This window comes from Endozoicomonas sp. (genome assembly GCF_051008435.1).
Taxonomy (GTDB): domain Bacteria; phylum Pseudomonadota; class Gammaproteobacteria; order Pseudomonadales; family Endozoicomonadaceae; genus Endozoicomonas_A.
On the sequence record NZ_JBPCXO010000276.1, the window covers coordinates 1 to 8,511 of the forward strand.

Annotated in this window: 7 protein-coding genes; 3 read left to right on the forward strand and 4 right to left on the reverse strand. The window is 46.7% G+C overall.

What is annotated here, in order from left to right:
* Window positions 1–258: 258 nt before the first annotated feature.
* Window positions 259–1,563 (forward strand): hypothetical protein, encoded by a 1,305-nt coding sequence (locus ACR2PX_RS14115; protein WP_433999994.1) that lies wholly within the window; start codon window positions 259–261, stop codon window positions 1,561–1,563.
* 136 nt (window positions 1,564–1,699) lie between these two features.
* Here the strand turns inward: ACR2PX_RS14115 and ACR2PX_RS14120 are convergent, their stop codons facing one another.
* Both ACR2PX_RS14120 and ACR2PX_RS14125 read right to left on the reverse strand, forming a co-directional pair.
* Window positions 1,700–3,850: a heavy metal translocating P-type ATPase gene (locus ACR2PX_RS14120; RefSeq protein WP_433999995.1), complete on the reverse strand. Its 2,151-nt coding sequence runs from the start codon at window positions 3,848–3,850 to the stop codon at window positions 1,700–1,702.
* A gap of 557 nt (window positions 3,851–4,407) precedes the next feature.
* Window positions 4,408–4,890 carry a GlcG/HbpS family heme-binding protein gene (locus ACR2PX_RS14125; protein ID WP_433999996.1) on the reverse strand — a complete coding sequence of 161 codons (483 nt, stop codon included), beginning with the start codon at window positions 4,888–4,890 and terminating at the stop codon, window positions 4,408–4,410.
* Between the two features lie 203 nt (window positions 4,891–5,093).
* Here ACR2PX_RS14125 and ACR2PX_RS14130 point away from each other — a divergent pair, with 203 nt between their 5' ends.
* A complete protein-coding gene (locus tag ACR2PX_RS14130; RefSeq protein WP_433999997.1) occupies window positions 5,094–5,777 on the forward strand; it encodes a response regulator transcription factor in 684 nt (227 codons plus the stop codon).
* A complete protein-coding gene (locus ACR2PX_RS14135; RefSeq protein WP_433999998.1) occupies window positions 5,755–7,128 on the forward strand; it encodes a sensor histidine kinase in 1,374 nt (457 codons plus the stop codon). The genes ACR2PX_RS14130 and ACR2PX_RS14135 overlap by 23 nt, the downstream gene beginning before the upstream one ends.
* Before the next feature lie 34 nt (window positions 7,129–7,162).
* Here ACR2PX_RS14135 and folE read toward each other — a convergent pair whose 3' ends face one another.
* Together folE and ACR2PX_RS14145 are read right to left on the reverse strand one after the other, a co-directional pair.
* A complete protein-coding gene (folE, locus tag ACR2PX_RS14140; protein WP_433999999.1) occupies window positions 7,163–7,720 on the reverse strand; it encodes a GTP cyclohydrolase I FolE in 558 nt (185 codons plus the stop codon).
* Window positions 7,721–7,980: 260 nt separating this feature from the next.
* On the reverse strand, window positions 7,981–8,310 hold the full coding sequence (locus ACR2PX_RS14145; protein WP_434000000.1) for a DnaJ domain-containing protein: 330 nt from the start codon (window positions 8,308–8,310) through the stop codon (window positions 7,981–7,983).
* Window positions 8,311–8,511 lie beyond the last annotated feature (201 nt).

The window sequence follows — 8,511 nt, forward strand, 5'->3', positions numbered from 1 at the left end:
GCTCAAATTTCAGTTCCACAAAAATGCACTTATATGGTGAAAACCCAGATGAGCAAATATTAGTCTACAGATGCTGATATTACTGAGTTTTTGGCAAATTTAACGATCATGAACTCACGGATTCAGGTCATTGAGAAAAATATTTTTGCTGTATCGTGATCAGTTTGTGCAAAACACTTTTCTTTTGTCAGTAAATGGGATGGCTGCGAGAATAAAGGGGGTAATATTTCAGTAATGTTGCAGATATGTTGGGATTTCATGACAGAAACGAATTTTTCTGAAGTTAAATCGAAGGCTCAAATCGTTCTAACCATTTTTATTTTGGTGTTATCGACTAAAAGCTTTTCACACATATTGGACTCTGCCGATGAGAACGTCATATCAGTCGATTGTACTGATTGTTCCAGTTCAGATGCTCATTCTCCCTATAAAATCAACATGCTTATCAACAAATATTTACCTGATTGCCTTGTGTCAGAGAAAGTGAATATTCAAAGGCAAACTGAGTTAGCAAACTATTTGGCGGAGTTTGAACATGGTCTGGACCCTTATTATATAGAAAAGAGTGTCTATAAGCCTGTAGTGACAGGAGTAGGGGCGATATCAACAGGGTTTGAGATCGAAGGTCTTGATGGTTTTCATATAAGGCGATACTCGGGGTTTGTTGATCACGCTAGTGCTGTGAAGCAGATGCAGGCAATCAATCATTATCGGGTCAAGCTTAAGGAAATGGGTATACATTCCAGCGGTACATGCCTTATAGCCATAAATGTCTCTGAGAAGGCGTATAGTTCGGTCTATATTGTACAACCCTTTCTTCGGCTTGAGCAGCGTGTCAAAGCTCATATTGAAAAGAGAGGAGATCAGTTTCTTAGCCAACTATTGGACAAACAACTACTGTGGTTCGAAAAGATCATTACATTCAATGAAAAAAATAAGGATTATAAAATCAGTGTTGACTTGCATTTGGATAATTTAGAAATAGTTGATCGTAATGAAGATGTTTTTGAAATCAGGCTCAATGATTTTATACCAGTACTTCTACAATATAAAGGCGAGTTTGTTTTTGACTTTTCTAACTTGGCATTGTCCGTTCTCTATCCATTTTCTGATTTATTTATCAAACCTGCAATGGTGCAGGCTTCTTCTGGAACTTTCACGCCGTCCGTGATAAGTGCACACTTGCTATATGGGTATGAGCAATATAAGAAAGTTGGAAGCTGGGGGTCTATCTCTAATTGGTGGTATGGAAAATCTGCTGATATTGGGTATCCTGAATGGATTATTACCCGAGTGAATCAGTTTCTGATATCACATGGGTATTCTCAAATATCGGAAGAAGGTGTGAAGAAGTATCTGGATAAAGCTATGCTTGCACAGGGGTGTGTAAAATATGCTCAGAGAATGACACAGCTTATACGGCATTATGTGCCTTTTAATTCTGAGTTTTATATGCATTCAGGTAATGCCAGTTTCAAGCGGTTGGGTTATGAAGATGATTCCGGTTTTTTCCGGTGCTTGCCCTTCGTTCTATTTCATGATTTTCCTAATCCTGACCAATGAGCTCTGTTGATTATCAGGGCTTATTGGCCATGTCTTGTTACAAGCCCTGATGATGTTCTTGCAGTGAGAGGTGATCACAGCTTTGATCGGTAATAGATATAAAAGGTCGAAGGACAGTTACTTCAATGATTTGAGTTCATCTTTGTTTTCTCATTAATCTCAGTGCGTTTAGTGTTACTAATACCGTTCCGCCTGCATCAGAGAGTACTGCAGCCATCAAACCGGTTACACCCAACAGGGTTGTCAGCAGGAACAGGGTATTAATCCCTAGAGCCAGAGCAATATTCTGACGAGTGATTTTTGCAGTATTTTGTGACAATTGAATCATATGTGGCAGTTCGACCAGGCGCTCGTGTGTCAGTGCTGCATCGGCTGTTTCCAGAGCCACGTCGCTGCCTCGCCCCATAGCTATACCGAGCTCTGCTGTTTTCAGGGCGGGTGCATCATTGATGCCATCACCCACCATAGCTACAGCACCATCATTTTGAGCCTGGATTTCTTGAATGGCTTTAACTTTATCTTCCGGTAATAGCTCGGCTTTGTAGTCTATGCCCAGTTTGCCGGCAATCGCTGCTGCTGCACGTCGATTGTCGCCGGTTAACATGACACTGCCAACACCAATGCTCTTGAGTTTTTTGATCGCTTCAATAGCATCTTCTCTCAGAGTATCTGCCAGTCCAATCAGACCCAGAACCACTTCTCCATCCTGAACGACGACAACTGTATTGCCCTCTGATTCCAGAGACTCGATGGTGGACTGGTTGTCACCCAGGTCTTTGTCATCAATATAACGGGGAGCTAGCACTTTTATAGCTCTGCCGGAGACGGTGCCTTGTACACCCCGACCCGTTAGTACGTGGATATCAGTTGCTTCTGAGAAAGCAAGATTTCGACTCTTGGTTTCATCAATAATGGCGGTGGCCAGAGGGTGGCTGGAACCCATTTCAATAGAGCCTGCCAGGGAGAGTACCTTATCTGCCTGTTCGCTGATGCCAATGACCCGGGTAACACGAGGTTTGCCCTCTGTCAGGGTGCCCGTTTTGTCAAAAGCCAGCTTCTTGATGTTTCTCAGTTGTTCCAGGGCTGCCCCCCCTTTAATCAGAGCACCGAAGCGGGCAGCTGAAGCCAGCGCTGAAGTGACTGCAGCAGGAATGGAAACGACCAGGGCACAGGGACAGGCAATCAGCAGCAGAGTCAGTGCTTTATAAGCCCAGGGCGTCCAGGCTGCACCCGCGAACAAGGGAGGAATGATCATGACCAGTGCGGCAAACCCCATGACCATGGGTGTATACCAAGCACTGAATTTATCCACCATTCTGGCAATCGGTGCACGACGCTCTTCAGCTTCTTCTATCAGAGTAACGATGCGATCAATGGCATTCTCACCGGGCTCTGATTCAACGGTTAAACGAACAGGCTTATCCACCACCATGGAGCCTGCCATAATCTTTTCACCCGCTTCCCTGTTGACGGGAATGGACTCTCCGGTCAGTGCGCTTTCATCAAAAGAACCCAGGTTGGAGTGCAACCTGGCATCCACCGGCAAACGATCACCGGGTAATACTTCGATCAGTTCTCCGGGTACCAAGAAGTCTGCAGGCACTTCTATCCGCTCACCGTCTTGTATTTTCCAAGCAGTGTCGGGCGTCAGTTGCATCAGGCTTTTAATGCCTGCTTTGGCTTTTCTTCCGGCAAAACCTTCCAGCATTTCACCGAGGGAGAACAGTAGCAGCACCAGGCCCGCTTCAACGGTTTCTCCCAGGAGCAGAGCCCCCAGTGCGGCAACGGTCATCAGGGTTTCAATACCAAACCAGGTACCATTGCGAATTTGGTTGAATGATTTTTTAGCAAAGGGCAAAACACCCAGACTGGTAGCCAACAGAAAACCAAATGAACCCCATGCCGGATCGAAAAGCATAAAGATTCCGGCAAGGGTCATCAGAACAGCCAGCATGGTGAACGTTGAATGAGCTTTCCAGAGAGGCTCTTCTTTTTCGTCCTGATCGGTACTTCTTAGGGTGAAGCCCAGCTGTTTCACGGTTTTCTGAATGATGTCGGGTGAGACTTTCTGATCCAGGTCAACCAGAAGGCGCTCTGTTGCGAAGGCTACTCTGACTTGTTTGACACCAGAGGTTGCAGCCAGTGCTTTCTCGATTTTTGCAGCACAGCTGGCGCAGTCCATTCCACCCACGGACCATTTATAGCGGGTGGTAGCTTCAATGGAAGTGACGGGCTGGACCACTTTATTTGCTGAGCAGCAGCTTTTGGTTGTTGTGCATGTGGACATAACTGCGTCCTCCCTGAAAACATATAAACATCTATTTATATGTTATGCCGGATTGTGCCAGAGTCAACCTGTTTTTTGTATAAACCTACGTGCTACTTATCAGGATTTTTGATGAGCTGAATCAGTGTCGGATTTGCCAGGGTTTTTGGGGGAGTGGTTTTAACCCGGAAATTTCATAAAGTGTCGAGCTTCTCGCTCTGCTATTTTTTCGGCTGACACATTTTCTCGTCATATTCATGCTTATTGCCTGGATCTGACGAGAAAATGCTGTCATGGCGGAAAAAGAGCTAGCGAGAAGCCGACGAGCGATGTTCGTTTATTTTCGTACACATCAAGAATCGAACAGCTCTGTATTTCCAAGGCCTTCAGCCTTATCAAAGCAGCTTTATGAATTTTCCGGGTTAAGGTGTGCAAATTCGAAATGGCTGGGCGATGAAGGGAAAATCGGTCAGGGAGTGCTGATGAGTTCTGCCTGGACTCGGAAGCGTCCAGGCAGAGTTTCGATAGTGCTTGTTCGATAGTGCTTGGTTGGTGAGGAATCACCTTGCTTATTGGTCTTACTTCAGAGCAACCTTAATAGCCTGCTCCGCACAAGCCTGGTCCAGATGACCACCAGGCGCTCCGCCAATACCGATACCACCGACAATCTGTCCATCAACCTTGATCGGCATTCCGCCACCCAGCAGCAACATCCGTGAATCCATGTCTTTCAAACCCTGCAGGAAAGGCTTGTCGGTCACCAGTTTGGCCAGGTTAGCAGTTGGTTGACCCATGGAGGCTGCGGTGAAGGCTTTCTTCTGTGCACTGTCGACAGTATGTGGGCCGGCCAACTCAGAACGACCGAAGGCTTTCAGGGAGCCGGTACGATCAACAACAGCAACGCTCACGTTGTAGCCATCACTTCTGCAAGATTGCAGGCCCTGGTTGACCAGTTCCAGAGCCGCTTTGTCAGTCAGGGTGGGCAGGGAGGTGGTGTTAGCCTGTGCTCCAGTAGCCAGTCCAGTAGCGATAAAAGCCAGTGCGATGATGCTCTTTTTCATGGTCGTATCCTTAATATTTATCTTGTTGTCTCTGTGTTTGGTTGCTGTTGTCTCAGCGCTTGGTTGTAGATTAGTGAGCCACCATTGCCCTGACCTTGCCTGAACATTACAGGCTGGAAAGGTTTCTTCTTTTCCGACCTTTTGCTGTTACTCTACCCTCGAAGAAAGATACTAATAATGTCGCCGGATTTTGGAGTAGGCTGTTGAATATCCTGGTAGTAGAAGACGATTCTGTAATATCCACCTTTGTCAGTGATGGCCTGAAAGAGCACGGGTTTGGTGTGACTCAGTGTCAGAGTGCTGAAGAAGCTCTGGATGAAGTCGTGGTTGAGCCTTTTGATCTGGCCATAGTGGATATCATGCTGCCGGGAATGAACGGTCTGGATCTGGTGAAAAGTCTCAGAGGGCAGGGCGTTACCTTTCCTATTCTTTTCCTGAGTGCTCGAAAGACAGTAGACGACAAGGTTTCTGGTTTGCGAATCGGTGGAGATGACTATCTCACGAAACCCTTCTCTTTTAATGAGCTGTTGGCACGGGTAGAGGTTTTACTGCGCCGAAATCAGTCGGCACAAACAGTGGTATCGGAAAAACTGAGCTTTCATAGCCTCAGTTTTGATCTGTCCCGCAAACTGGCCTGGCGGGGAGAGCGCAAATTATCTCTGCAGCCCAGAGAAATGGTTCTGCTGGAGTTTTTCCTTCGAAACCGGGAGAGAGTCATTTCCAGAACACAGATTATGGAGCATGTCTGGGATTATCAGTTTGATCCGCAGACCAATGTTGTTGATGTTCTGGTCTGCCGACTGAGAAGTAAAATAGACAAGGATGAGCCCATCAAGTTGCTCCACACGATCAGGGGGATGGGTTATGTACTCAGAGCCGGCGAATAAGTTAGTCATCAGTGAAGGGCAGGTCATGATGCCTACTAAGCGAGTACTTACTCTCTGGTATGGTCTCATTATGATGGTGATTGCTTCCGGCCTGGGCGCTGTCAGTTATCACCTGTTTGAAGAAGAGCTGGTCAGTCGGGATGCCCAGTTGCTGAAAGTCATTAACAATAATATGCAGCGTATATACAACAGTAGTGGTCAGAAAAAGATACTGACCGTGCTGGAGCGTGATCGTTATTTTCTGAGATTGAGTGGATACAGTGCCAGCCTCTGGGCCAGCGATGGTGAATTACTTTTTCATGAAGGCGTCGATCTGCCTTTTTCAACCACTGAAAAGCTGGATGATGGCAGTCTGGTCAGTCAACAGATTATTGGGACTCAGACACTGGTACTGAGTCTTTCCAGTGGGCTGCGCTATGAAGAGCTGGCGAGCTTTCGCAATGTTATGTTGTTGACGCTACTGGCTCTCTGGGCCATCAGTATTCTTCTTGTAGCCTGGCTCAATGATCGGATGCTTAAGCCCATCCGCAAGCTGGTGGAGCATGTTAAGAGCCTTCAGCGAAAAGAGGGCCTTCAAAGAAAGGGGTTGCAGGATCAACTGCCTCTGTCGTCTTCCAAAAGCAGTGAGTTAGGTCAGTTAACCCTGCTGTTCAATCAGCAGATGAGCCGAATTGATCAGTTGATTCGCAGCCTTGAAGATACTCTGAATGCAGCCGCTCATGACCTCAGAACCCCTTTGACCCGGATGCGGCTCAGTGCAGAAAAAGCCATGATCAATAATGATCCCCAAGCGCTGAAAGAGAGCCTGATGGATTGTCTGGAAGAAAGCGAGAGAATGCTGTCGATGGTTAATAGCCTGCTGGATGTCGCTGCTGTGGAGCAGCACCTTGACGCCAGAGATCGAACCCAGGCTAATTTAACGGATCTGATTACTGAAGCGGCACAGTTGTATGAATATCTGGCAGAAGAGAAGCATGTCCAATTGCAATTCGAGCTGCCGGATAGCATGACTGTAATGGCCAGCCCAAACCGATTGCGGCAAGTCTTTGCCAACCTTTTGGACAACGCCATGAAATTTACCCCTGAGCAGGGGAATATTGTGGTCTCGGCTTGTAAAGAAGGTGACTCGTGGCGGGTGTCCGTAAAAGATACGGGCAGGGGGATTGCCGAGTCTGATCTGCCTCATATTTTCGATCGTTTGTATCGAGGAGATGCCAGTCGAAAAACACCGGGTTTTGGTCTTGGGTTGTCTTTGGTCAAGGCGATTGTTGAAGCTCACAATGGCAGCATCAATGTAGAAAGCAGCAAGGGGGAAGGGACTGAGTTTAACTGCTTGTTGCCAGCCGCTTGAAGAAAGGGAGCCAGTAAGGCTCCCTCTTACCGGTTTATCTGTGACGGATAAACTGGAGGAATTCTTCACGGGTAGGCTGGTTTTCACGCATCAGACCCAACATGACAGAAGAAGTCATGGAAGAGTTCTGTTTCTCTACACCACGCATCATCATGCACATATGTTGTGCTTCAATCACCACACCAACACCTTTAGCACCTGTGGTTTCAACAATCGCATCAGCAATTTGCTTGGTCATGTTTTCCTGGATCTGCAGGCGGCGGGCAAACATATCCACAATACGGGCAAACTTGGACAGGCCCAGAACCTTGCCATCGGGAATATAACCAATGTGGCACTTGCCAATGAATGGCAGCATATGGTGTTCGCACATGGAGTACAGCTCGATGTCCTTGATCACCACCATTTCGCTGATGTCGGATTCGAACACCGCATTATTAACGATGTCCTCAAGGCTTTGCTCATAACCGCGAGTCAGGAACTGCATGGCCTTAGCGGCACGCTTGGGGGTGTCTCTCAGGCCATCCCGGTGAATATCTTCTCCCAGGGATTCAAGGATGGCTTTGTAATGTTCGCTCAGTTGTTCGGTCATGGCTCGCCCAGTGGTGAGTAGTCACTCAGTCAGTTTTGTACAGCTCATGGGGCAATGATAGGGTTGCCCGGAGCCCAGCATGAAAATAGCAGGGGTCTGACACTGCCTGTCTTTCATGGGAAGTTCATATAAAAAAGCGGCAAGAGTTTAACACAAAGGGGGCCCGGGTGAATGGTTTCAAAATATGACGGCTGAAAATAAATCAGAATCCATTAAATAAGTGGATCTATAGTTTTGTTTCAGCCTCGGTACCTTTCATTTCACTCTAATCTGCGGATTAATGTTTCTTTGGCTTTGTTGAGTTCTTTAAATTTTTCCTCATTATCTTCTTCTGTTTTATCTGGATGGCATACCAATGCTAACTTTCGAAACTGTGAGTAAACATCTCTGGATGTAACAGTACTACTTTCAGGAAGGCCCAGCTTTTTCAGAGCCTTTAGTACTTCATTACTGCAGAGATCAAGACGTTTGAAAGAGGGCTCTTCGGCAGTCGCTTCGAAGGTTCTGATAAAAGATTTTACTTCTTTTTCTATATCGCTAACGATGATATGAATCTGCTCTGGATTGAGACGGGAAAGGCTATTAGTCAATAAATCAACACCGGCATCAAAACAGTCCAGGTCTGTGTATAAGAAACTGGCACTCCATTTTTCACGGAGCTTAGCCCGGATATTTCATAAACATGCTCCCGCTCTCACTTGCCCTTTGCCGCTCTAAGGGAGTTTTACTCAGTCGACCGTACTCCCCGGTACGGCACTCCTTCGCAAAATCCCTTAGAGCGACAAATGCCT

Bases quoted from the DNA above. Each gene is read 5' to 3' on its own strand.
- ACR2PX_RS14135 (WP_433999998.1), top strand. From the start codon at position 5,755: ATGTACTCAGAGCCGGCGAATAAGTTAGTCATCAGTGAAGGGCAGGTC.
- folE (WP_433999999.1), bottom strand. From the start codon at position 7,720: ATGACCGAACAACTGAGCGAACATTACAAAGCCATCCTTGAATCCCTG.
- ACR2PX_RS14120 (WP_433999995.1), bottom strand. From the start codon at position 3,850: ATGTCCACATGCACAACAACCAAAAGCTGCTGCTCAGCAAATAAAGTG.
- ACR2PX_RS14125 (WP_433999996.1), bottom strand. From the start codon at position 4,890: ATGAAAAAGAGCATCATCGCACTGGCTTTTATCGCTACTGGACTGGCT.
- ACR2PX_RS14115 (WP_433999994.1), top strand. From the start codon at position 259: ATGACAGAAACGAATTTTTCTGAAGTTAAATCGAAGGCTCAAATCGTT.